At 59.8% G+C, this 24,462-nt stretch carries 25 protein-coding genes; 13 read left to right on the top strand and 12 right to left on the bottom strand.

Features of this window, described 5'->3' with window-relative positions; all coding sequences use genetic code 11:
* Window positions 1-4: 4 nt before the first annotated feature.
* Together ACBR42_RS07540 and ACBR42_RS07535 are read right to left on the bottom strand one after the other, a co-directional pair.
* A complete protein-coding gene (locus tag ACBR42_RS07540) occupies window positions 5-805 on the bottom strand; it encodes an SDR family NAD(P)-dependent oxidoreductase (protein ID WP_371207632.1) in 801 nt (266 codons plus the stop codon).
* 190 nt (window positions 806-995) lie between these two features.
* Window positions 996-1,751 carry a CDP-diacylglycerol diphosphatase gene (locus ACBR42_RS07535; protein WP_102323722.1) on the bottom strand — a complete coding sequence of 252 codons (756 nt, stop codon included), beginning with the start codon at window positions 1,749-1,751 and terminating at the stop codon, window positions 996-998.
* Between the two features lie 80 nt (window positions 1,752-1,831).
* Between ACBR42_RS07535 and ACBR42_RS07530 the strand changes: the two genes are divergently transcribed.
* The gene (locus ACBR42_RS07530) at window positions 1,832-1,984 is read left to right on the top strand and encodes a hypothetical protein (RefSeq protein WP_282759753.1); all 153 of its coding nucleotides are present in this window, start codon (window positions 1,832-1,834) and stop codon (window positions 1,982-1,984) included.
* A gap of 104 nt (window positions 1,985-2,088) precedes the next feature.
* Here the strand turns inward: ACBR42_RS07530 and ACBR42_RS07525 are convergent, their stop codons facing one another.
* Entirely contained in the window at window positions 2,089-3,507 is a 1,419-nt protein-coding gene (locus ACBR42_RS07525; protein WP_371207631.1) for a PLP-dependent aminotransferase family protein, read from the bottom strand.
* An 86-nt stretch (window positions 3,508-3,593) separates the two neighbouring features.
* Here ACBR42_RS07525 and ACBR42_RS07520 point away from each other — a divergent pair, with 86 nt between their 5' ends.
* The 5 genes from ACBR42_RS07520 (at window position 3,594) to ACBR42_RS07500 (ending at window position 8,853) form a co-directional block, all read left to right on the top strand.
* Entirely contained in the window at window positions 3,594-4,250 is a 657-nt protein-coding gene (locus ACBR42_RS07520; protein WP_371207630.1) for a pyridoxamine 5'-phosphate oxidase family protein, read from the top strand.
* Between the two features lie 77 nt (window positions 4,251-4,327).
* Complete coding sequence (locus ACBR42_RS07515) at window positions 4,328-4,570, top strand: hypothetical protein (protein ID WP_132303973.1); 243 nt, start codon at window positions 4,328-4,330, stop codon at window positions 4,568-4,570.
* 251 nt (window positions 4,571-4,821) lie between these two features.
* On the top strand, window positions 4,822-5,607 hold the full coding sequence (locus ACBR42_RS07510; protein WP_243705269.1) for a sulfite exporter TauE/SafE family protein: 786 nt from the start codon (window positions 4,822-4,824) through the stop codon (window positions 5,605-5,607).
* A 75-nt stretch (window positions 5,608-5,682) separates the two neighbouring features.
* Window positions 5,683-7,680 carry a M1 family metallopeptidase gene (locus ACBR42_RS07505; RefSeq protein WP_371207629.1) on the top strand — a complete coding sequence of 666 codons (1,998 nt, stop codon included), beginning with the start codon at window positions 5,683-5,685 and terminating at the stop codon, window positions 7,678-7,680.
* 945 nt (window positions 7,681-8,625) lie between these two features.
* A complete protein-coding gene (locus ACBR42_RS07500) occupies window positions 8,626-8,853 on the top strand; it encodes a hypothetical protein (RefSeq protein WP_371207628.1) in 228 nt (75 codons plus the stop codon).
* 178 nt (window positions 8,854-9,031) lie between these two features.
* Here ACBR42_RS07500 and ACBR42_RS07495 read toward each other — a convergent pair whose 3' ends face one another.
* From ACBR42_RS07495 to ACBR42_RS07475, 5 genes are all read right to left on the bottom strand, one after another.
* The gene (locus tag ACBR42_RS07495; RefSeq protein ID WP_102323729.1) at window positions 9,032-9,532 is read right to left on the bottom strand and encodes a MucR family transcriptional regulator; all 501 of its coding nucleotides are present in this window, start codon (window positions 9,530-9,532) and stop codon (window positions 9,032-9,034) included.
* 1,312 nt (window positions 9,533-10,844) lie between these two features.
* Entirely contained in the window at window positions 10,845-11,627 is a 783-nt protein-coding gene (locus ACBR42_RS07490; RefSeq protein WP_132303966.1) for an ABC transporter ATP-binding protein, read from the bottom strand.
* Entirely contained in the window at window positions 11,624-12,730 is a 1,107-nt protein-coding gene (locus ACBR42_RS07485; protein ID WP_110547590.1) for an iron ABC transporter permease, read from the bottom strand. The genes ACBR42_RS07490 and ACBR42_RS07485 overlap by 4 nt, the downstream gene beginning before the upstream one ends.
* On the bottom strand, window positions 12,717-13,853 hold the full coding sequence (locus ACBR42_RS07480) for an ABC transporter substrate-binding protein (RefSeq protein ID WP_371207627.1): 1,137 nt from the start codon (window positions 13,851-13,853) through the stop codon (window positions 12,717-12,719). The genes ACBR42_RS07485 and ACBR42_RS07480 overlap by 14 nt, the downstream gene beginning before the upstream one ends.
* 17 nt (window positions 13,854-13,870) lie before the next feature.
* Window positions 13,871-14,413 carry an iron transporter gene (locus ACBR42_RS07475; protein WP_102323733.1) on the bottom strand — a complete coding sequence of 181 codons (543 nt, stop codon included), beginning with the start codon at window positions 14,411-14,413 and terminating at the stop codon, window positions 13,871-13,873.
* A 164-nt stretch (window positions 14,414-14,577) separates the two neighbouring features.
* On the opposite strand from ACBR42_RS07475, the gene ACBR42_RS07470 reads away from it, so the two are divergent.
* The 4 genes from ACBR42_RS07470 to ACBR42_RS07455 all read left to right on the top strand — a co-directional run bounded on the left by ACBR42_RS07470 (window position 14,578) and on the right by ACBR42_RS07455 (window position 17,759).
* On the top strand, window positions 14,578-15,096 hold the full coding sequence (locus tag ACBR42_RS07470; RefSeq protein WP_102323734.1) for a hypothetical protein: 519 nt from the start codon (window positions 14,578-14,580) through the stop codon (window positions 15,094-15,096).
* 243 nt (window positions 15,097-15,339) lie between these two features.
* A complete protein-coding gene (locus tag ACBR42_RS07465; RefSeq protein WP_371207666.1) occupies window positions 15,340-16,893 on the top strand; it encodes a carbohydrate porin in 1,554 nt (517 codons plus the stop codon).
* A gap of 108 nt (window positions 16,894-17,001) precedes the next feature.
* Complete coding sequence (locus ACBR42_RS07460) at window positions 17,002-17,367, top strand: hypothetical protein (protein WP_102323735.1); 366 nt, start codon at window positions 17,002-17,004, stop codon at window positions 17,365-17,367.
* Between the two features lie 116 nt (window positions 17,368-17,483).
* Window positions 17,484-17,759, top strand: coding sequence for a hypothetical protein (locus ACBR42_RS07455; RefSeq protein ID WP_102323736.1), 276 nt, complete (start codon window positions 17,484-17,486; stop codon window positions 17,757-17,759).
* Between the two features lie 337 nt (window positions 17,760-18,096).
* On the opposite strand, the gene ACBR42_RS07450 is transcribed toward ACBR42_RS07455, so the two are convergent.
* Window positions 18,097-18,372 carry a hypothetical protein gene (locus ACBR42_RS07450; protein ID WP_371207626.1) on the bottom strand — a complete coding sequence of 92 codons (276 nt, stop codon included), beginning with the start codon at window positions 18,370-18,372 and terminating at the stop codon, window positions 18,097-18,099.
* A gap of 344 nt (window positions 18,373-18,716) precedes the next feature.
* On the opposite strand from ACBR42_RS07450, the gene ACBR42_RS07445 reads away from it, so the two are divergent.
* From ACBR42_RS07445 to ACBR42_RS07435, 3 genes are all read left to right on the top strand, one after another.
* Complete coding sequence (locus tag ACBR42_RS07445) at window positions 18,717-19,175, top strand: cytochrome c (protein ID WP_102323737.1); 459 nt, start codon at window positions 18,717-18,719, stop codon at window positions 19,173-19,175.
* A gap of 1,186 nt (window positions 19,176-20,361) precedes the next feature.
* A complete protein-coding gene (locus tag ACBR42_RS07440; RefSeq protein WP_371207665.1) occupies window positions 20,362-20,973 on the top strand; it encodes a transposase in 612 nt (203 codons plus the stop codon).
* Window positions 20,963-21,583: an acetate uptake transporter gene (locus ACBR42_RS07435; protein WP_118963314.1), complete on the top strand. Its 621-nt coding sequence runs from the start codon at window positions 20,963-20,965 to the stop codon at window positions 21,581-21,583. Before ACBR42_RS07440 ends, ACBR42_RS07435 begins: the two co-directional genes overlap by 11 nt.
* 22 nt (window positions 21,584-21,605) lie before the next feature.
* Here the strand turns inward: ACBR42_RS07435 and ACBR42_RS07430 are convergent, their stop codons facing one another.
* From ACBR42_RS07430 to ACBR42_RS07420, 3 genes are all read right to left on the bottom strand, one after another.
* Entirely contained in the window at window positions 21,606-22,163 is a 558-nt protein-coding gene (locus ACBR42_RS07430; RefSeq protein WP_371207625.1) for a methylated-DNA--[protein]-cysteine S-methyltransferase, read from the bottom strand.
* Window positions 22,164-22,230: 67 nt separating this feature from the next.
* Complete coding sequence (locus ACBR42_RS07425; protein ID WP_102323743.1) at window positions 22,231-23,385, bottom strand: YncE family protein; 1,155 nt, start codon at window positions 23,383-23,385, stop codon at window positions 22,231-22,233.
* A 52-nt stretch (window positions 23,386-23,437) separates the two neighbouring features.
* A complete protein-coding gene (locus ACBR42_RS07420; protein WP_371207664.1) occupies window positions 23,438-24,226 on the bottom strand; it encodes a creatininase family protein in 789 nt (262 codons plus the stop codon).
* Window positions 24,227-24,462: the final 236 nt, after the last annotated feature.

Raw genomic sequence — 24,462 nt, 5'->3', positions numbered from 1 at the left:
CGGTTCAGATGCCGCCGGAAATGGGCAGGTTGACGCCGGTCATGTAGCTTGAATCGTCGCCCAGCAGGAAAGCGACCACGCCGGGTATTTCCTCAATGCTGCCATAACGGCGCATGGGGACGCTGTCGATCATCTGGCGTGCGACCTCCTTCGGATCGCGGGAGAAATACTGGCTGCCTGTTTCGGCCTGAAGGGTGACCTGACGGTCCCACATCATCCCCGGCCCCATGAAGGCAGGGCTTATGGCGTTGACGCGGATGTTGTATGGCGCAAGGTCCTTTGCCGCCACCTGCGTCAATCCGATCACCGCGAATTTGGACGCGCCGTAAGCCGCCATGTTGGGCGGCCCCTGCACGCCCGCCATGCTGGCGGTATTCACGATCCGCCCGAACCGGCGTGCGATCATGTGCCGCGATACGTGCTGAAGCACGTTGAACATGCCGCATACATTGATGTTCATGACGCGGGCGAAGTCATCCGCCGGATAATCCTGTACGGGGGCGAAAGCGCCCTGATAACCCGCATTGTTGAACAGAAAATCGATCTGGCCCATTTCAGCGGCCACCCCATCCACCACGCTGCTGACCTGTTCGCTGTCCGATACGTCGCAGGTATGGGTGGTGATGCGTACGTCATGCTGGCTCAGGCTGGCGCGGGCCTGTTCCAGTTTTTCGCCATTGAGGTCGAGCAGCGCCAGATCCGCCCCCATGGCGGCCAGCCTTTCGGCGCAGGCAAGGCCGATATTGCCTGCCGCCCCGGTAACAAGTGCGACCCTGTGTGAAAACGGTTGTGCGGTAGATGACATATCTGTCTCCCGGTTAAAAAACACCCGGCTGAAATACGGGATCGGGACGCGCCCCGGTGAACACGGCAACGGCCCCGACATGCTACCCAACGGGTATCGGTCCGCACGGTTCGGTGCGCATAAGGTGGCACGGTATCCGCGCGGGTGCAGCGGACATGCCTGCATGGCTGCTTCCAGCCTGTGGCGCGGGTTATGGCATGTGCTGCAACTGGCAGGCATGGTCCTGAAGTTCTTCCCCTGCTGCACGGTCGCCGGTGCGGGGATCGACATGATCGTCCAGCACCACGAAACCCGGCTGGCCATCGGGCTGCACCACGCCGGCCACGACCAGCGTGTGCTGGCCCATTTCCCGGCCGGGGTCCGCCAGATCATGCGCCAGCAGGCTGAAGGGCCGCACGCCCGACAGGCTGGCCACCCGGATCAGGCGTGCGCGGTAGGCATGGCCATGCAGCGGCAGTGGCGTCCAGTCCGGCCCCAGATGGGGCACGGCCCAGTGCAGCGCCACTTTTACGTCCGTGCGCATGCAGTCCACATGGATATGCAACTGGTTCTGGCTGCGCCCGTAGGCTGAATTGATGGCCAGCATCATGTCATCCGCAGGCAGCGGACGGGCCAGCCTGCCATTCAGCCGCCGTGTCTGCCGCCATGCGTAATCGAAATAATCCGGCAGGTCATCGCGCAGCAGGGCGGGGTCTTCCATGCCGGTTATCCGCTGTGTGGGAATAAGCAGGTACTGTCCCACCCCCACCCGATCCTTCAGCACGGCATAGCCTGCGCGGGTATCGACCTCCGCGCAGGGAATGGCCTGTCCGGGCGTGGCTGCGCCCGGGGTGCAGCGTTCATGCACGATCTGCCATAACGCATCGGGGTTGACGGCGGCACGGACGGCATAGGTACCGCATGCCGCTACGGCAAGCGCGACCGCGATCAGGACACGTCCCTTCATGCCCTGTATTCCATGGCGTACTGCATGACCTCCCCGGCATCTTTCCCGCGCCATACTGGTGCCCGAACCCGCCTGCCAGCATGGACGGGGCCGTCATTCATGGCTTCGTCCATCCGGCGGCCCACAGCGCCGCATGTGCAATCGTGGCACAGGTTGCGCGCGCGAACCATGACAGCTTACAGACCGGCACGACCATGATGGCCATGGCAGGCAGGCTCCATCCGGGCCATTGAAGAAAATGTCCGCACGCTACAGCGTGTTTTATGGACAGGACTGTAAACCGCCAGTGCAATGACGGTCCGGGGGCAATTCTCCTGTTGCGCAGGACTGGTATGGCTCATGCCAGCAGTCGCGCCAGACGGGTTGCGAATTCGCGCGTGGTTGCCTCATCCGCCTGCGCGAAGGCCACAACCAGCCCCGGTGATCCCCTGCCCTGATAGAACTGTGAAAGTGGGGGCACCCCGAACCCGGCCTGTCCCAGTGCTGTGGACACGGCCACATCATCCATCCCCGGCGCGAAGCGGACGGCCATGTGCAGCCCGCCAATCAGCGGCGGTATGGCGACATGGTTGCCACAATGGGCCAGAAGTGCCCCGCGCAGGGTTTCACCCCGGTTGCGGTATATGCGGCTGATCCGTTCCAGATGGCGGCGGTACTGCCCGCCATCCATGAAATCCGCCAGCGCCGCCTGCGCATGGACATTGGCCATAAGCCCAAGGCTGGTCTGCGCACGGATCAGCGCGGGTGCAAGATGCGGCGGGGCGGCCAGCCATGCCAGACGCAGGCCCGGCAGCAGGGATTTGGCGACGGTGCCCAGTGTTGCGACCTCTCCCGCTTCCGCCAGTGCGCCAAGCGCGGGGATGGGGCGTCCACTCCACAGGAACTCGCTGTCATAATCATCTTCAACCACCAGCGCGCCGCATTCGCGCGCCCGCGCCACAAGGGCAAGCCGCCGCGACAGGCTCATCCGCGTGCCGGTGGGATACTGGTGGGAAGGTGTGACGTATATCAGCCGTGGGGCGCCCTGCGGCATGGCCGAAACATCTGCCCCGTTTCCGTCCACCGGCAGCGCAACCCGGCGCAGCGTGCCAAAAGCCTGCATCGCGCCGGGATAGCCCGGTTCTTCCAGCCATACGCTGTCGCCATCCGCGCACAGGCAGCGCGCCAGCAGCCCCAGCCCCGCGCGGACCGTGGGCAGGATCAGCAGGTGTTCGGGATCGACATGCAGCCCGCGCGTTTCAGCCAGCGTGCGGGCCAGAACCCGCCGCAGGGCCGCCAGCCCGTGCGAATCACCATATAGCAGCGCATCACCCGACAGGGTCCGCCCTGCCCGGCGCAGCGCCCGCGCCCATGCGTCACGCGGGAAAAGGCGCGGGTCGGGCCTGCCGGGGCGCAGGCGCGCACCCTCCACCGTGGCGGGTAGCGGGGCGGACAGCGCATGACCTGCCGGGGCAAGGCTGACGGGCCGCCCGACTGTCTGCACCCTGCGGTCCGTCAGGGCGAAGGTGGCGGGAATGTTCAGCACCGCAACGGCACCGGGGCGCGTGATGACAAGGTCTTCCGCGCGCAGCAGGTCATAGGCCGCCGAAACCGTATTGCGCGACACCCCAAGCTGGCCCGCCAGCGCACGCGACGACGGCAGCGCCATGCCAGATGGCAGCCTGCCGTGGCGGGCAAGGTCGCGGATCTGGCGGTAGATCTGTTCCGCCAGCGGTACGCGGCCCTGCAGCACAAGGGTTATGCGTTCGGCCAGCAACTGGCCCTCCGTAATTATGAAAACCTGACCTTTAGCACGGCCACTGGCGCGCGCACCATGGGCCCATACCTGAAGGAGCCAAGGATATGACGACAACCGACCTGCCCCCCTATGCCCGCGTAAGGCAGGCAAAACGCGCCCGGTACGACGCGCCCGCCGTGCATGCCATTCTGGATGCCGGGCTGGTGGCGCATGTCGGCTTCATCATGGACGGACGGCCCATGGTGATCCCCATGGCCTATGGCCGCGATGGCGATATGCTGTACATCCACGGCGCGAGCACAACGCGTATCATCCGCGACGTGGCGGAAGGCTTTCCCCTGTGCCTGACCGTCAGCATGGTGGACGGGATCGTGGCCGCGCGTTCGGCCTTCCACCATTCCGTCAATTACCGCAGCGTGGTGGTGCATGGGCAGGCGCATCACGTCACCGACCCCGATGGGCACGACCATGCGCTGAAGGTGATAACCGAACACCTGCTGCCCGGACGATGGGCTGAAGTGCGTCCCATGCTGGCGAAGGAACGCAAGGCGACGGGTGTGCTGGCCATGCGGATTGACACCGCCGCCGCCAAGACCCGTACGGGCGGCCCGGTTGATGATGCGGCGGATTATGACCTGCCAATATGGGCCGGGGTGATCCCGGTCGTGACCGCGTTGGGTCGTCCGGTTGATGATAATCGTGTAGTGGAAGGCACCCCCTGCCCCCCATCACTTGATGCGGCGCGGCACCGCTTCCTTTAGGCCGCTGCCGCGTTGGCACCATTATCGCAATCGTGCCGCAATCTGGTGGTTTCATGCTGGCACAGGAGGAGGACATCATGAAAAGACTCTGTCTGGCTGTTTTTGCCGTCCTTGTGCTGTCGGTTCCGCCACTGGCGCAGGCCCGGCCCTACGATCCCGGCTGGGCCCACCCGTACCCGCATGGCGGGCGCGGACCCTACGGGCGGCGTCCATACTGGCATGAAGGCAGGTGGCGCTATGGCCGTCCGCCGCCACCGCCGCCCGTGTGGGGGATGCGGCCACCACCACCGCCGCCACCCGTCTATCCCTATCCATACTGAACCGGGACCCGGCCATCGCGCCGGGTTTTCTTTTTTCCACGCCAGCCATGCGGACGATGGCGGCGCGGTATTAACGGTCGGGCTTGTGCTGGCCCGTAATTCCACATAAGGAGATGTTCCCACAACCGGAAAAACACATATATTTTGTGTTATTTAGACCCGGTCGGGACTGTACGGACGTGGAAATTCAGCACCACGCCCGATGGAATGCAGCACCGGCCCCCGCCCGTCGAGCCATGAGTCCCTACACCATGCACCTGACTGAATCGATCAACCTGCTTTATGTCCTGTCCGGCCTTGGTGTTGGGTTTCTGGTGGGTATGACCGGCGTGGGCGGCGGGTCGCTCATGACGCCGCTGCTGATCCTGCTGTTCGGCATCCATCCGCAATCCGCCGTCGGGACCGACCTGCTCTATGCGGCCCTGACCAAGACGGTGGGCACGCTGGTCCACGGACGCAGGCAGTCGGTGGCATGGTCGGTGGTGGGCCGTCTGGCGGCGGGCAGCATACCGGCCACGCTGCTGACCATTGCCGTCCTGCATTGGGTGGGCAGCCCGTCGCCACAGGTAACGCATGTCATTTCCGTGGCGCTGGGCATCGCGCTGCTGATTACCGCCCCCAGCGTACTGTTCCGCCAGCGCCTGCAGGCGCTGTCCCGCGCCAAGGCGGGCAGCATCTCCCCCGCCATGACGGGCCGGCTGACCACATTGCTGGGCATCGTGCTGGGGGTGATGGTGACGCTGTCATCCGTGGGGGCGGGAGCGATCGGGATGGCGGCGCTGATTTTCCTGTATCCGGGGCTGGAGGTCCGTACGCTGGTCGGTTCCGACATCGCCCATGCGGTGCCGCTGACCGCCATCGCGGGCATGGGCCACTGGTGGATCGGGGATATCGACATGGGGCTGCTGTTCTCGCTGCTGTGCGGGTCGATACCCGGTATCGTGCTGGGCAGCCTGTGCATCGGGCTGATACCGGACCGGGTACAGCGGATCATACTGGCCGCAATCCTGCTGACCGTCGGCATTAAGGTCATCTGACCTCGGCCTTTTGCGTGCGGCCTGCCACCTTGCTACAGTTGCGTAACGATAACGCAGCAGGCAGGTAGCGCATTGATGTCCTATGGAAAAATTGCCCTTATCCTTTGTGTCGCGGGGTGCGCTACAGCCCGTGCCGCGCCCGCGTCCGACCCGTCCGGCGCACTGGCCATGCGTGCGGCGTTCAATGCGCTGACGCTGCCCGACGCGCCGGGACGCTATGCCTCGGGTTCCGGGGTGCCCGGCCCCGACTACTGGCAGAACCGCGCGGACTACACCATCCATGCCCGCATCGACACCGCTACGCATGTGTTGAGTGGCGAGGAAATCCTGACCTACACCAACAACAGCCCCGACAGTCTTGATGAACTGTGGGTGCAGCTTGACCAGAACATCTACCGCTCCGGCGCGCGGGCTGATTTCGTCAATCCTTCGCGGCATGCCAATACGACGGACGGCGCGGTCATCGAATCTGTCAGTGTGGTGCGCGACGGGCGGGATATTACGATCCAGCCCCGTATTTCCGACACCCGCATGCAGCTTGCCCTGCCCGATGGAACGCTGCTGCGCCATGGGGAGAAAATACGCCTGCGCATCCGCTGGCACCATACCGTGCCTGGCCCATGGGGCGGGCGGACATCCGTAACCCCGGTGCGTGATGGCGATATTTACGAAATCGCCCAATGGTATCCGCGCATGAGTGTGTACGACTTCCGCCGGGGATGGGATACGCTGCCGTATCTGGGGCAGGAGTTCTATCTTGATTACGGGGATTTCGATTACACGGTAACGGTGCCGTGGAACTTCACGGTGGTCGGGTCGGGCGCGCTGCTTAATCCGGCGGACGTGCTGACCCCGACCGAACGCGCACGTCTGGCGCAGGCGGCGCGCAGCGACAGTACCGTCCAGATCCGCACTGCCGATGATGTCGCCAACCCCGCCAGCCATCTGGCCCATGATGGCGAAAAGACGTGGCATTTCCGCATGGAAAACACGCGCGATGTATCCTTTGTCGCATCGCCGGTATTCGTGTGGGACGCCGCGCGGATCAACCTGCCTGCGATCAGCCCCGCGCCGGGCATGGCGCCTGAGCCCCGGCTTGCCATGTCGGTCTACCCGCGTGAAGGGGCGGGTGCGCAGGCATGGGATCGGTCCACCGAATATGTAAAGCACGCGATCGAATACTTCTCGCAGCAGTGGTTCACCTATCCCTGGCCAAACGCCATCAATGTCGGTGGGCATGGCGCGGGCATGGAATATCCGGGCATCGTGTTTGATGGCTGGCAGGACCGTGACGACAAGCTGTTCTGGATCACCACGCATGAACTGGGCCATGACTGGTTCCCGATGATTGTCGGATCGAACGAGCGGCGTAATGCCTTCATGGATGAAGGGTTCAATACCTTTATCGATGCCTACGCATCGCAGCATTTCAATCATGGGGAATACGCGCCCAAGCGGGATTCCGAATTCGCGCCGAAAACCGGGCGGCCCGCTGACGACATCATTCCCCTGCTGACCGATCCTCAGGCGCCGCCCCTTATGACGCCGTCGGAACTGGTTTCGGAAAAGTACCGTCACCCGGTCAGTTATTTCAAAAGTGCTTATGGGCTGGTCCTGCTGCGTGAGCAGATCCTTGGCCCCGACCGTTTCGATCCCGCCTTCCGGCGTTATATTCAGGCATGGGCGTACCGCCACCCTGCCCCGTCCGATTTCTTCCGCTTCATGGAAAGCGAAACCGGGGAGGATCTGGGCTGGTTCTGGCGCGGATGGTATTTTGAAAACTGGTGGCCCGATTACGCCATCACCAGCCTGTCCTATGTCCATAACGATGCACGACAGGGCGTGCAGGTCGGCCTGCGCAGCAAGGGCAGGCTGATGCTGCCCGTCACGTTACGGCTGGACTATGCCGATGGTACCCATGCCGATCAGGTCATCCCGACAGAAAGCTGGCATATGGGCGACCGCATCACGATCGGCCTGCCGGGTGGACGCAGCGTTGTCCGCGCCACGCTGGACCCCGATCATGTGCTGCCTGACCCCGACCGTTCGGACAACAGCCGGAAGATGCGCTGAATCAATGCTTCTGTGGGACAGCCTGTGTGCTGTCCCACGGTTCTGTCTGCCGCCTTTTTCAGAAAGGCGACGTATTTCGAAGATTTTGAAAAAAGCTTCACCAAAAACTTCTTGATGATTTCTGGGTGACTGCTTCAGACAGCCTTTCATACCGCCTGCCCTGCTAAAGTCGCCACGCATGTATCGCGGCTGACCCATCAGTCAGAAACTGTAGAAACATTCGGATTACGCTTTCAGACAGTTTCGGGGATGCAGTCTAACCCCTCATCAAGACGACACTGCCTGCCAGCAACCGATCAGACCTGCATCGATGAAGCAGCTTCATTATGTAGATGTAATCGACCGTGGCCGTGTGTCCGAACGGTTTACCTGTGCGGTCATTGGTCCGTTGCGACTGACCGGAGTGGTCCACGATCAGTATCGCTTCGACATCCAAAATGGAGGTGCTGTCGCATGGGGGGTGCGATACGACCTGCGCGGTTCCCGTCCTTTTCTTTACGGACCGCCTGACCGCGTGAACTGGAAGCCAACCGTTACTGTGCAGACCACGCTTCGTATACTGTTTTGTAATAACGAATAAGGATCGGGTGGAACAGCATCCGTTTGTCCGGGTAATATTGGTCCGGAAAATTGTTTACAAATTGTCACAGTAATTTCTTTAAACAGTTGGTCGTTGATCTACTGGCCAACAGCAATGGGACTGTTTTGCAGGTGGCGTCCATGTCTGGATCGGTTCCATCCTGCCAATGACCGTAAAGCGCACTGCGCGCAATACGTCACTTATTACTATGTATGAAAACACATATTCTACTGTGTCTGCTGCGATCGCATATCAAGGCAATGCTGCCTACGTCAGTAAAACGTACAGCACTGTTCCGGTCAGTGGCTGAGAATGGCCGAACGGTTGACCGTCAGCACATGCACAAAGCAATACAGGTTACATGAATGATCCGTATTGCCGTCCTGTCAGCTTCACGCACAATGCAGATGCGCGGCATCGCCACCAGTCCGGTTATCATGCCGGTATCAGGATTTACGGATTGCTTACTGTCAGGACGAGACGTTCTGGTAGGTACCGGCGAACTGGCCCAAGTAGCCGTTGTAGTAGGCGATCCGGTCGTACATCACTACCCCGAACGGCCTGTATTGGATGTTATGTCATTACGCCCGTAACGCTACCGCCTGAACATACTGCCAGAACGGGCGCTGCATATGTGTGCCCTGCCCCGGAGCGAGGATTATTAACCGGCCTGACCAGCAACTGGGTTCATGACCGGCAGATCACGACCTTTACGCGCACATATACCCGGCCCGTTTCCGGGCCGGGTATCGTGCAACAGCGGGCGTATTATTACGCGGCTGTGTCGGCTTTCTTGGTACGGCGGGCGCGGGTCTTGCGGGGCGCCTTTTCCGGTGCTTCGGCGGGTGCCTCGACAACCGGCTCGGCAACGACCTTGCGGCCAAGGCCGATTTTCTGCGCCAGGGAGGAACGGTGAGCCGCATAGTTCGGCGCCGTCATCGGATAGTTGGGGGGAAGGCCCCACTTTTCACGATACTGCTCCGGCGTCATGCCATAGGCGGTCTGGAGGTGGCGCTTGAGCATTTTCAGCTTCTTGCCGTCTTCCAGACAGATCACGTAGTCAGGGAATACTGACTTCTTGATGGGCACGGCCGGCTGCAGCGGCGTCGGTTCGACCGCCTTTTCAGCACCAAGTCCCTTGAGACCAGCATAGACTGTCTCGATCAGGGCCGGGATCTGGTCAATGGCAACCGTATTGTGGTTCGTGTGCGCGGCCACGATTTCTGTCGTCATCGATACCAGTTCGGTATGCGGAATATCTTTATTGTCCAATGTCGCTTCTTTCCTTGGTAGACTGCCGTCAGGAGACATATCTCACCCTATCAGTAATAATCATATGTCTATTATGCAACCACAATAAATCACTTTGATCGGTATTTCATGCCATTTTCATTGCAGACAGGGACGTACCTTTCAACAGCACGGGGTAACATATCGCTCTGGCCGGTTTTTGCAGCAGGCATGGGTATACGCCAATCAACACCGGCTAATATCCCATGTTTCCAATAGATGCAATTTTTGGTTTACAAAAAATGAATAATCCGGAAGCAGCTTTCGACTTTTCCATACATTATTAATAATGTTTCATTATTATATAGATACGACGCATAGACGAACAGCGCTGTTTTGCCCCCCCTAGCTGACAGTATCGGCATGTTGATCTGCCCTGTGATGGCAATGGGGCGGATGGACTGTATCGTATATATGGAACAGGCGGTTTATTTTGTTCTGTTATGACATGACCGCAATATTGCCTCCTGCTGGATGCAGGGTAGGATGAATACTTTTTTACACTTCTCAACCTATGGCTGTAGTGATCATCCTGCGGACAGGGAACACATAAAAAGGGTGTGAGGTAAATTAACCGGCTTATGAAACAGACCAGTAATGGGCGAACAGGTGGCTGCGCGGCTACTTTATGGCGGTTACGGGATAAATAACGGCAGCGTCCTTATTGTCTGTCGTATCCATGGCCATGCCGCGCCATGGGGGTCTCCTGTTTCGCGGGGCGGCCTGCGACGTTATTTCATTACCAATACTTTACCGGATGCGGCGGAACCGGGCAGCGCAGGTAGATCTTACCCTGCACACTGGCTCCATAACCGCGATCTGATTACTGTCCCGGCATACCATAACGCCGACCAGCCGTGAACCATGGCATAATGCCACTCACGCATGTCTGTATTTGCAGGATGCACGTTGCAGCCACGGAAAAGGGAAAGATATTCTTATATGCTACATGGGCGATGCCATATGGGCCTGACACAGGTGTCAATACCGTCATATCCATCCGGGCTGACTATGCTTCGGCAGATGGGTAAAGGGAAAGTAAAAGGAACCGGTATCATCCCTACCCCGCAGGCAGTAGCCATCGTGAGGCTTTACGTCTGACCGGCGAGTGCGGCAGGCTGCAATACAGTAATGAAGATCAGCGGTGGCCTGACCATGCACAGGCCATGGCGTTTGCCTGTCATACATCCGGTCCATCCCGATCACTCCAGCAGGACAGGACGGATGTATGACCGTTTCCTGCTTTCCACTGCATGACTGTCATGGTGGGTGTTCACGCGCCTGCAGCGCGTTTTCAGCTCAGCCCGTCAACCATAACGTGTGGCAGGCCCCGGCTGCATGTTTCCACGCGGGCGGTGATGTCATAGGTCGCGCGTAGCGTATCGGGTGTTATGACATCGCGGGGCGGCCCTGCGGCGATGATCCGCCCATCACGCAGGATCACGTCATAATCGGTCATGCGTACCGCAATGTTCAGGTCATGCAGTACCATGACCGTCACGATCCCGCGCCGCGCGGTTTCACGGCGCAGGACTTCCATCACGGCGAACTGATGATGCAGGTCCAGCGCGCTGAGGGGTTCGTCCAGCAACAGCGCATCCGGCTGGCGGCCCAGCGCCTGCGCAAGCCCGACAAGCTGACGCTGCCCGCCAGACAGTTCATCCATATACCGCATGGCCAGGTCAGCAATGCCAAACACGTCCAGCATGCGCAGCGCGCCGTCCACCGCGTCGCCTTCGGGCTGCGCGGGCGTCCATCCGGTTGCATGCTGTGCGGCCAGAAGGGATTCCAGTACCTGTATATGTACGGTGGCGGGCAATGTCTGCGGCAGGTAGATGCACCGTCGCGTGCGCTGCGCAAAGGACAGGCGTGACAGGTCCTGCCCATCCAGCGTGACCGCGCCCCTGCTTTCCCCCAGTCCCGCCATCGCGCGCAGGAGCGTGGATTTGCCGCTGCCATTTGGCCCCAGCAGCGCGGATACGTGCCCCACCGGGAACGGACCTACATTCAGGTCATCCAGAACCACGCGCCTGCCGTAATGCACGCAGATGTGTTCAGCCAGCAGTCCCGTTTTCACGACAGGCCCCGCCTGCGCAGCACGATGGCCAGAAAGAACGGTATCCCCACCAGCGCGGTCACGATCCCGGTGGGAATGACCACACCGGGCAGAAGGTTACGCGCCGCGACCGAGGATAGCGACATGACCAGCGCACCCACCAGCATGCTGCCGGGCAGATAGAAACGGTGGTCCTCGCCCAGCAGGCGGCGGGCGATATGCGGGGCAACCAGCCCGACAAAGCCGATCGTGCCCACAAAGGATACGGCAAGCGCGGACAGGATGCTGACCCGCAGCAGCGCGCCACGCCGCACGCGGGGCACATCCACGCCAAGGCTTGCCGCCCGTTCCTCCCCCATGCGCAATACGGTCAGTTTCCACGCGGCGCGGAACGAAAGCGGGGCGACCACCACGCAGGCGGCGGCCAGCAGGTCCAGCTTGGGCCATGTCGCGCGCGTCAGGCTACCCATTGTCCAGAATACCAGATCCTGCAATGCGTCCTCATTCGCCACAAACTGCAGCAGCGAGACCAGTGCATGGAACGCGAACACCAGCGCGATGCCGAACAGTACCACCGTGCCGGTGCCCGCCCCGCGCCTGCGCGAAACCATGTCCAGCATCAGGACCGAACCGATGGCGAAAACGAAAGCATCGGCGGAGACCACCCACGCATCCGACACGCCGGGAATGCCCCAGCCCATGATGATGGCAAGTGACGCGCCAAACGCTGCCGCAGCGGATACGCCAAGGGTAAAGGGACTGGCCAGCGGATTGGCCAAAACCGTCTGCATTTCCGCACCGGCCAGACCCAGCGCGGCACCTACGCATACGGCCATCAGCGCGTAAGGCAGCCGGATCTGCCATACGATCACGCTCTGTCCGGCTGAAACATCATGCGGGTGCAGCAGCGTGCGCACCAGTGCCGAAGGTGACAGGCCCGATGGCCCCAGACAGAAATCAAGCAGGACCGAGCCAGCTATCAGCGCACCCATGACGCCAAGGATGCCGATACGCCGCCGCAGCAGCGCCCGGTAGGTCTGGCGCACCTGCCTTGCATAATCCGAAAGATCTGGAACGGGAGAAGAAGACGATGCGGCGGGCCGGGATTGGTCAGGGACGCGCATCGATCCAGAAGGTCCCTTCCTGCCTGACGGGAAGAAAGCGGCTGTAAAGTTCCTTCTGCGTCGCCTCGGGGTCCACATCGGCAAACAGGTCCGGGTGGAAGTGCTTCGCCATGACCTCTACGGCAAGGATGTTGTAAGGCGAGTCATAAAACGAATGCCAGATGCCAAAGGCATGGCCATCCGTCACGGCGCGCAGGCTGGAAATGCCGGGGCGCTCCATCACCTTCAGCAGCGATGCGCGTGCGATGTCCGGCGTGACTTCCGCCCCCATGCGCAGGCCCGGACCGCTGGCCTTTGGTCCCTTGGTGCCATCGGCGATATAGAAATCCGGGTCGGAAGCGATCACTTTTTCCAGATCGATGTCACCAATATAGCCGGGCAGCAGGGGGGCTGCGATATTCTGGCCACCGGCGGCTTCGATGAAGGCCCCCATATTGCCCTTGCCCGCCGTATGGCAGCAGCTTTCACGCATGGCGGCGAGCATTTCAATGAACACCCGTGGCCGCTGCGCCTGCGGCACGGTGGCGATGCGGTCCGTAATGCGCTTGAGATGCGACTGATAGAAAGACAGGTAATCCGCCGCTTCGGTCTCACGATGCAGCACGCGGCCAAGGATCTGCATGGACGCTACGGTATCGTGCAGCGGATCGGCGCGGAAATCGACAAAGACAACCGGGATATGCGCGCTTTCAAGCTGTGTGACCAGTTCGCTCGACTTGCCCGGCCCGTGGCCCGATACCGTCAGGATGGCAAGATCGGGATGAAGGTCCAGCACGCGTTCGGGGCTGACTGTATCCGCCGTGGTCTTGCCGATCAGCGCGATACCCGCTGCCTGCGGAAAGGTTGCGACGTACTGATCGTAACTCTGGGTATCCGCGCCGCGGAATTCACCCTGCCAGCCCACGATGTGGTCGAACAGGTGCTGTTTTTCCAGCGGCGCGAGGGCGTAAACCAGCCGCCCTTCCCCCAGTATGATGCGATGGACACTGGCGGGTATTTCCACTGTCCTGCCTGCAAGGTCGGTCACGGTTTCCGCGCTGGCGCCCGTAGCCGCCAGTGCAAGACCCATGGTCACAACCGCGCCGCATGCCAGTTGCCGTACCCTGTCCAGTATCCGTCCCATGTTCCTGTCCCGCCCGCTTATTTCTGCGGATAGGCGAAGTTGAACTTCTCGGTAAACGGCTTCCAGAAGCCCGGCGTGCCGGTTTCCTTGTCCACATGATGCAGGAAGCCGTTCTGTTCGGGCGAGGAATAGGTCAGTTCCACGGTGTAGCGGCCGGGACCGTCCATCTGCACGTTATCGGCGTAATGCGGGCCGTCCTTGGCGGTCATGAAATGCATGGTGCCCGACGCCTTCCATGACGTGCCATCCTTCGTCAGGACATAGCCGATCGACAGGTAGGGCACCCATGCGCCATCGGGGTAGCCCCACACGTTGTCCGCCGTGGCGTGGACATCGGTTTCAAGGTGGATGGTATCCGCCTTCATGTTGTCGGCCATGCCTGCGGGCATGGGTTCGACCATGATGCCGGTCAGGTAGCTGGATGCAATTTCCATATCATGGGCCTGAACGGGGCCACCGATCGGATATTCGCGTGCATGCGCAACTGTGGTCCCCACGGGAAATGCCGCGACAATAAGGGCCAGAACCGTATTTCTTCTATTCATGACGACTGTTTCCATCAAATTTCAGGAAGGTAATGCATCACATTATTATTGATTTTCCTGCGGCAATACCTGGTGGTTTGCGGCATCCCATCCGGCTGATTCTTCAGTTCTGGTAATGATAATTGTTATCACTGTCAACAGGTGGTATGCCCCCTTTCATGTAACGGAGACCGCCTGCCATGATCAGCCACCCCCTAGCCTTTATGCGGCTGCCCTATGATCTGCTTGTCGCCATGGACAGCCGCACACTGCATTTCTGGCTACAGCCCGAACATTACCTGATCCGTATTGTGCATATCATAAGCATGGCGATGTTCTTCGGGATGGATATGCTGTTTGACCTCGGTATTCTCAACCGCCGGGTGGGTAACAGACTTGCGCCTGTCGCACAGCTTATGGTCCGTCCACTGCATGTTACCTTCACCATCGCCATGCTGAGCGGTGTCGTACTGTTCTTTTACGATCCCGTGCGCATCGGCAGCCGGGCCTACCTGTCGCCCAAGCTGCTGCTGATCACGCTGGCCATGCTGAACGCCATGTGGTGCCACCGTACAGTCTATATGCCTGTCCTGTGTGGCAGGCCGGTGGCAACGATGCGCGGGCGGGTTGGCGCGTGTCTTTCGCTGGCGCTGTGGACCGGTGTGATGGTCATGTCCTGCCTTAACAGTGAAGGCGTGCCCAAGGTCTTCCTGCGATAAAGGGCCGGGGGCACCCCCTGCTGGCGCGGGGGCGATATGTAACAAAATATGGTTGACGGCGCATTACGGGAATGTAATTGAGAATTATTATTACTGACATTGATTCTCAATTGAGGTTGGCCAATGGCTCTTTCCCCCGCAGCGCACTCCCTTCCCGCTAGCCGACGTTTCCTGCATGGTGGCGTTGCCCCACGCCGCAGGGCATGGCGTTACGGGCTACGGGCGGGATCATCGCTGCTGTGCATGGGACTGGCCCTGCCCGCCCCTGCTTTCGCCCAGACACAGATTGAGGAAGACCGCGCCCGCCTTGGCAATTCCACCCCGCTGGTCCAGCAGATCGACCCTGCGACGGTGCGCGATTCAGAACGCGCGCAGGCCGATGCGGAGGAAAAGGCCGCGGGCGATGGTGACAGGCTCGATACCAGCGGCAACCTGCTGGGCAATATGTGGGGTGCGCGGCCATGGCTGTACAAACACGGCATCACCTTCGACATTCAGGAAGTCGATGAACTCTGGGGCAACGGCACCGGCGGTTCGGCCTCGGGCAATGACGGGGCAGCCGGTTCGGGCACCGGCCCGTCCTATGATGGCGTGACCATGCCGACGCTGACCGTCGATACCGAAAAGCTGTTTGGCCTGAAGGGCGGCCTGTTCCAGGTCAGCGCGCTGCAGACGCGCGGGCGTTCGATCTCGCAGGATCACCTGGCCAACTTCAACCCCGTCAGCGGGTTCGAGGCCGACCGCTCCACCCGCCTGTTCGAACTGTGGTACCAGCAGACCTTCCTTAACGGAAAGCTGGACGTGAAGATCGGGCAGCAGGATCTCGATACCGAATTCCTCATCAGCGATTACGCATCGCTTTACCTCAACGCCAATTTCGGCTGGCCCATGGCCCCGTCGGTCAACCTGTATGGTGGCGGCCCGTCATGGCCGCTGTCCTCGCCCGCCATCCGCATCCGCTACCGCCCCAGCGAGAAGTTCACCTTCATGTTCGCCGCCGCCGACGACAACCCGCCGGGCAACCGCTACAACTCGCTTCCCATCCAGCAGGCTACCGGGTCCATCAGCGGTTACAATTCCGATCCCACCAGCCAGACCTATGACGGCGCCAATGGCACCAACTTCAACATGGGCACCGGCGCGCTGCTGATAACCGAACTGCAATACGCGCTGAACCCGCAGCCCGCCGACATGTCCCATGTGACGAAAGACCCCGGCCTGCCGGGCATCTACAAGCTGGGCGGGTATTACGACACGGCGAAATTCGCCGATTACCGGTATAACCGCAACGGTGGTTCGCTGGGGGCGGCGACGCTGAACGTGAACAGCACGGAGTCCGACCTGACCCCGCGCTGGGACCGGGGCAACTGGATGGTGTATGGCATCATCGACCAGATGATCTGGCGGCCTTCGCTGCAATCCGCACGGTCGGTGGGCGTGTTCCTGCGTGCGACCGGCAATGGTGGCGACCGCAACCTGATCAGCTTCGCCATCGATGCGGGCGTGAACCTGAAGGCGCCGTTCAGGGGGCGTGACAACGACACGATCGGGCTGGGCTGGGGCATCGGCCGGGCCAGTTCAGGCCAGCGCCAGTTCGACCGCGACAGCGGATCAATCGTGCAGGGCAATGAAAACCATCTGGAACTGACCTATCAGGCGCAGGTCACGCCGTGGATGGTTATGCAGCCTGACTTCCAGTACGTCTGGAACCCCTCTGGCGGGGTGGCGGACTGGACCGGAAACCGCCGCGTGGGCAACGAGGCCGTTTTCGGCCTGCACAGCAGCCTGACCTTCTGATTCCCGCCCTGCGGCCTACCGGCCGGGATTGGGGAAAACGTGACAAAATATGACCCATCGGATATGTCTGGGCGCGTGACACCGATACACGCGAAAAGGATATAATCCATGCGCAGAATAGCCACGCTGGCGGCGCTTGCCGCCATTACTTGCGCAACCACGGCCCATGCCGAACCCGGTGGCTGCCTGAAATACGGCGCCGTCGGCGCGGTGGGTGGCCATGTGGCGGGCCATGGCGTGCTGGGGGCCGCCGCCGGGTGTGCGACCGGCATGTACAAGCGTCATGAATACCGCAAGGAAGCCAGGGCCAAGGCGGCGTTGTATGACAAGGAACATCCCGGTTCCAAGGGCACGTATCAGGAAAAGGCCACGGCGTATGATGTCGAACATTCGACAACGCCGGGCAAGATGAACCCCGATGCCGCCCCCGCCCCTGCTACGCAGGCACCTGCGGACGGCGCGCAGAAAATGTGAGCCATGCCCCGCGGGCACGGGTCGCGCCGTTGCCCGCGGGGATGAATAAAGGCATACTGCACGCATGATCACGAAGGCGTGAGTCCTGCTCCCCTTCCCCAAGGTTCAGGAAAGACATGCGTGCGATCCGTTTCCTGTCGCGCAGCAGCGCGATGGTGGTGATACTGGCCGCCCTTGTATGGTGGCTGTCGGGGCCGTTCTTTCACCGACCGGTGCTAGGTGGCGCGCTGGCGCTGGAAGCCGTGATATTCTGGGTCTGCGGCCTGCTTTACACTGAAGATTATCCACACCACATGGTGACCTTCGCAGGCATGACGGTGGTGTTTGGCCTGCTGGGCATTGTGGTCATGCTGCCGTTCGCGCGGCATTACGTCATGATTCATGGCGTGTGATGTGCATGTCCCGGTAGATGTATTTTTTGTCATTTAATCGAATTCGATAAAACTATTATCCACCAATGTAGTTAAAGGGATGTGGATATCGTGACACCACAACGTCTCCCAATCCCTAAACTCGGCGTCCCGCTTCGGCGGGGCGCTTTTTTTTCGTGCGCAGGGAAAACGCGCATGGTGCATCGTGTGTGACGGCGGCCCGTCCATTGGGGCGCGCTTTGCGGTATTCAGACGGCAATGGGGTCAAGGACCATTCGGGAAAATCAGGGATGGGTGTTTCGGTGTAGCATGAGGCTACCTGTGGTTCCTGCCGCATTCATCCGCTGTTCGTAGTCTTTTACAAACGACCCCAGAGGAACGGGCTGCACCAGCGAACCTTGAGCCAGACTGAGCCGGGGGCCATCACATAGCCGTAGCCGTAGCCGTAGCCGTAGCCGTAGCCTGAGCGGGCGGTATAGTGCTGCGCCCTGATCATTTCAGGAATGCTGCTTGTCTGTCTCCGCTCGCGCCGGTTTGCAGGCGCGATCAGATCCCATTCCTCATTCGTCGGGCCAGAAGGATCGTGTTTCGTCTTGTGGCCCCTGCGTCCGTATCCAGATGCCTGTTTACGCATCAGTGCTCTGACACCTGTCATATCGAATTTCAAAAAATGCCCTTATATCAACAACATAGGTATCATCTCTCGATATATAAAATCAGCATAGGGGAGCATTGTAAGTCATAATATGTAGATTTTCAGGAAATGATTCATATTGTTACCAATCATTTCAAATATTTATTGTATGATAGGGGTCATATCCTGTGGCGTTAACGACACTATACTGAAAAATATGATGTAAGCCATGGTATTGTGGCATGCTTTCACCGGTTCGTGACGTATACTGAATTCGATGTTGAAACGATAAACAGGTCCCCATGGCACCTGTTACGGGTGCGGGATCTGCCGGGAACGTAGGGATGATGAAACGACTGTCCACCGTCATGCTTGGCCTGCTGCCGCTGGGAAATGTTGCGTTCGCGGAGGACGGTGCGGTGCTGTACCAGACCAATTGCAGTATCTGCCATGAAGCGGGCGCGCAGGGCCGTCCGGGGCAGTTTCCGCCGCTGGTCGGGCGTGCGGCGCAGATTTCCGCCACGGCGGAAGGGCGGCAATACATGGCTGCCGTCGCGTTGAATGGCATCATGGGCCGGATTACAGTGGGGGGCGACATCTATACCGGGTTCATGCCTTCGTTCAAGATGCTGCCCGATGAGGATATTGCCGCCATCCTGAACCATGTCGCCAGCCTGCCGGGCGGGGAGGAAACGGTGCTCTTTACCCCCTCCGATATTGCTACAGCCCGGACGGAGCGCCTGTCACCCCCGGCGGTGGCGGAAAAACGCAAAATTCTGGATGTCATTCATCCCCTGCCCTGACCCCGGAAATTCTGAAAAAACGTAAGAAAGTTTTTGGTGAAGCTTTTTTCAAAAAGATTCAGACTGTGCCGCTTTCCTGAAAAAAGGCACTGCCTGAATATTTTTCATGCACCCGTTCAGGACGCGGCGATCATCCACGCGCGGCATGCCAGACGTCAAAGGAAAATACAGTATAACCTTCTCCGAATGACTGTGAATCATGGAACACAGCTTAATTCAACAAACTAACAGGTCTTGATACTGCGATAATCCTGAAGACCTCGCAGAAGTCCAGAAACATGCCTATCCGCATCAAGGATGTTGTCAGTAAGGTTGCTCGCAGGGGTTATGTATTATAAAAATATCGATCATATAAATAAAAAGACATTCAATATTATTTAATAACAATATTTATTAATAATAAAGAAATTATCCGCCCTTGCAGTCTGGAAGGTTGTTATCTGTAGGTAGATCTACCTGGTAAATTTTTCAGCCTACCTTGTCACGTTGTAGCCGGACACATATCGCGAGTGATTCGCCGGAATCTTTTGGGAAATCCATAAAAAGACGGACAACGGACATGTTTTTATTTTTATGTATAATCCTGGTCGACATGGAAGATGCCCACTGGGCATCAAAATCCTGAATGTGGAGGAAATAATCTGAATCTCCCAAATAATTGGGGCTCCATGGTGGTAGAAGATCTACCCTCTGGTTCAGATTTATGGGAGCGAACTATTTTTTCAAACAATGATTTTGTAATGTCTACACCACAAAATAAATCATCCATGTCCTCTTGTTTAGGTTTATTAATAAATTGATCGCATGCAATCATATATTTTTATAAAAACCCAGCACTTCCTGCTCGGGCGTTATGCTCTGGGCATGTGTCCGGAATTGAAAAAGATGAGAATGCAGAAGCTTAATATTTTTAATCTATTCTGGATGCCTGTACATTTTATAGCGTGGTTTTTCATTACGATATGCCAGTCCAGACTATATGGTTCCCTGCTTGAAATCTGATATCCAAATATCATATCGAACATATGATATGTCCATCTGTATGTCTTTTGACAGGCTGAATAACAGCAGCATCTCCGGTCCGAAATGGTCCTGCTGACGCAACATCAATAAAACCCGATATAATCAGGTCGCCATCGGATATAATGAAAACAATGTAAAATATAGATAGCATTTACTGCGTTGACTGTCAGGGCGTAACCCACGGAGCCGCCAACATGTTCCCAACCTGACCTTCTATGTCTCCCTGCCCGAAAAGGGAGCTTTTCCCCGCCATATCGGGCGCACAAAGGGCGGACTGAACTCAAGGCTTCATGCCGTATGTGACGACGAGGGTCGGTCTGTCCGGCTTTATCTGACTGCTGGACGGGTCAGTAACTTCAAAGCGGGCGATGTTTTGCTGGCAGACCTTTCCGATAAGACCGGGGAAGTCACCACAGACCGGAGATATAACAGCAGCAGGGTCAGACAGTCTCTTGCAGGGCAGAATATCACAGCCTGTATTTCGGGCCGGGCAAGAACGGGAAATCAAAGCCGTTTTACAACGGGCACCAGTATAAAAGCGCTGCATGATCGAAAATATGTTCGGAGAACTCAAAGACTGGCGACGTATTACGACCAGATACGCCCGGTGCGCTCATGCACTCATGTCTGCCATCCAGATCGCGGCAACCTTCGGCTTCCATCTCAAAGAATGTGTCCTGAGCCTAAGCAATATTTTAATACGTCCGGCCCCGATAAGGTGACATGTTTTGTCATAATTCACCTGTTACGGAATGGAATCGCCTATGCCCCATGACTATGCCAAAGCCAACCCCGCGCCTCTGGGCCTTATGGGGTTTGGCATGACGACAGTGCTGCTTAACCTGCATAACGCCCATATCGTGCCGATGGGGGCGGCGATACTGGCCATGGGGCTGGTTTTTGGCGGGGCTGCGCAGTTTGTCGCCGGAATGCTGGAATATGGCAACGGCAATACATTCGGCATGACCGCCTTCATGGCATACGGGGCGTTCTGGATTTCGCTGGTGGTCCTGCTGTTCCTGCCGCAATGGGGGCTGGTGGCGGCGTCTTCCCCTACCCTTATGGGAAGTTACCTGTGGATGTGGGGGCTGTTCACCGCCATCATGGCGCTGGGGTCACTGGCTGCATCGCGTGCGCATCAGGTCGTGTTTTTCAGCCTGCTGGTACTGTTTTTCCTACTGGGCAGTGCTGAAGTTTTCGACCGTCCCGGCCTTGGCGTCGTGGCGGGATATGAAGGACTGTTCTGCGGTTTCAGCGCGATCTATCTGGCCGCGGCCGAGATTCTGGAAATCCAGTTCGGCCACCCTGTCCTGCCCATCGGCCTGCCCGGTGCCGGGCGGTCCATTGCGCAGCAGCACGAGGATCTGGTGGTCCATCTTTCCTGAATGTGGATGACAGGCGGCGCGTTCAGACGGGCGTGCCGCCATGGGCCACCCATGCCCGTTCCCGGGCCAGTAGCTGTGCCTTGCGCGCAGGCCCCCACCGATAGCCTGACAGGCTGCCATCGCTGCGGATGACCCGGTGGCATGGTATGATGATCGCCATCTCGTTCGCGGCGCATGCACCCGCCACGGCCCGCACCGCGCCCGGCCTACCGATGCGCGCGGCCAGTTCGGCATAGGTCAGGGTCGTGCCGCAGGGTATGGCACGCAGCGTCTGCCATACCTGTTGCTGAAACGCCGTGCCGTTTAACTCAAGCGGCAGGTCCGCCTGCGTGCCTGGCGCGTCAATGCAGGCCGTAACAGTGGCGATCGCCCCGTCCATCGTGCTGTCCCCTTCCACAATGGGGGCGGCGGGAAAGCGTTCATGGGCGGCACGGCGCAGGCTGTCCGCATCATCATCCAGCATGACGGCTGCAATCCGGTCGCCACGCATCGCCACCAGCACTGCGCCCAGTGTGGATTGCCCCATGCCGAGACGGATATCACCCTGACTGTCGCGTGATCGCACCTGTGACGCGTTCATGGCCTGCTATCCTTATGCAAGAACCCAATCCCCGCGCATGGTCTACAATGCGCGGGGTGTGGTGATCCTAGCGCAGGATGCCGGTATGCCCAATGGAATACCGACCCGGCTGCGGCCAGACGGTCAGGCCATGCGGTTCCTGCCCCACGGGGATCTTGCGCGTGGCGCCCGTGGTCGTGTCGATGGCGTAAACCACGTCATCAAACCGGCCGGACAGCCACAATGTCTTGCCGTCATCGCTGACATTGCCCATGTCGGGGCTGCCGCCGCCGGGAATAAGCCACTGGTTCACGACCCTGTCCGTGGCGAAGTCGATCACGCTCACGCCGCCGGCCTTGCTGTGGGGCGGGCCGTGGATCTTGTGCGAACCGCGGTTGGCCACGTACATTTTCGTCCCGTCGCGGCTGGGATACAGGCCGTGCGTGCCGATGCCGGTGGGGATGAACCCGGTCTCGCGGAAGGTGTCGCCGTCAATGATGAACACGCCATCGGCATGCATGTCGGCCACATAGAATTTGTGCCCGTCCGGCGCGATCAGGATATCCTGCGGCATGCCGCCACCAGACAGTTTCAGGTAGCCCATCACCTTGCGGTTGACGGTATCCACCTTGGCCAGATAGCCACCGAATTCACATGTGAAGATGGCGTAACGCCCGTCGATCGAGAAATCGGCATGGTTCACGCCCTTGCACTGCGGCACGGACACCGAACCCTGCAGTTCCATGGTGTGCGGATCGCGGAAATCCAGCCGTTCGCGTGCTTCAGCCACGGTTATGGCTGACTTGCCATCGGGCGTGAAATACATGTTGTACGGATCATCCACCGGCACATCGGCCAGCGGCTGCGTGGTGCGCGGGTCGATGGGGGTCAGCGTGCCCGCCGTCGTGCCCTCGGCATTGTTGGTTACCCACAGCGTGCGCAGGTCCCATGCCGGGACGACGTGCTGCGGGCTTTTGCCCACCTTGAAGCGCGAGACGACCTTGTATGTCTGCGGGTCGATTACGTACACGTTGTTCGAACGCAGGTTGGGCACGTAAACGCGCGCCGGGTCCCTGGCCACTTCCGGGTTCAGGTGGCCTGCCGTCGTCTCTGAATAGATGTTGTGCGGGTCCACGACCGGCGGCATTCCGGGGATGGTGTCCACGGTCTGGGCCAGTGCCGTGCCACCCATCAGCAGCGACGCGGCCAGCCCCAGAATCGGCAGTTTTTTCTTTTGTGTCATAGTGTGATCCTGTTCCTCGCGGCCCCTATAGCACGCCGTGAACCCGGCGCAATCAGTTCGCTTTCTGTCCTGTTAGGTCGTGTTGCATGGCGGCCACTGCGGCGTTGACCTGCATGTCCGCGCCCACTTCCCCCAATGCCGCATCGGCCCGGCGGGGATCGCCGCCATACACGCCCTGCGCCGCCGTTGGCAGGGGGGCGGTACGCAGCGCCTGCGTGCGCACCATGGCCGGGTCCAGCGCCAGCATCAGCGCCGTATCGGACAGGTCGGCATGCTGCCCCACTTCCGACCCGTGGCCATGCTGGCGCAGCCATGTGGCGTAAGCGCCCGGTATCACGTCATAATAGGCGGGGATGTACAGCACATGCGCCCCGTTGCGCTGCCAGCGCCAGTTCAGCATGTCCGCCACCGCGCGCAGGTCGCGCTGGTAGCCGCCGTGATCCCCGATCAGCACCACGCGGGTAAAGCCCTGCACGCGCAGGCTTTCCGCCGCATCGGTCAGAACGGCGCGGAAGGTGGAGGGGGAAAGGCTGAGCGTGCCGGGAAAACGCATGTGCGACGTGCGTGGGGTCGTGCTGCCTTCAGGCACGTAGGCCATGACGGGGGCGACCAGCGTATGCCCCGTCTGGCGTGCGATGCGCCGCGCAAGGATCATGGCCCGCACGTCATGCTTGCCCACTGCGATATAGGGTCCGCTCTGTTCCGTGCCGCCCACGGGAATGATGGCGGTGGTCGTGCCATTGCGGATGGCATCGCGGATTTCGGTCCATGTCAGGTCCGCGAAATCGACGCTGTCCGGGGCGGCGGCATGGGCGGGCGCGCCCCCCCACAGCGCCAGCATGATCGGCGCAATGGCCAGAATACGGAAACGGTTACGCATGCGGCTGCGGTCCTTGGCGGCAGGTGTTCGACTGCGCACCTGTGCCCTGCCCTTGCGCGCTTGGCAACCGTGCCCTGCGTGAAGGCATGAAACCCGCTCCATCCCCGTCCGTTGGAAATCCCGATCCTACGCAGCACGGCATTCCAGCACGCCCGCTGCCCCTTATCACCATGACCATCAGGGACACGCGAACATCT

Origin of the sequence: Komagataeibacter sp. SM21 (assembly GCF_041402665.1) — a bacterium.
Taxonomy (GTDB): Bacteria; Pseudomonadota; Alphaproteobacteria; order Acetobacterales; family Acetobacteraceae; genus Komagataeibacter; species Komagataeibacter saccharivorans.
This window is presented reverse-complemented; position numbering and strand designations above follow the sequence as displayed.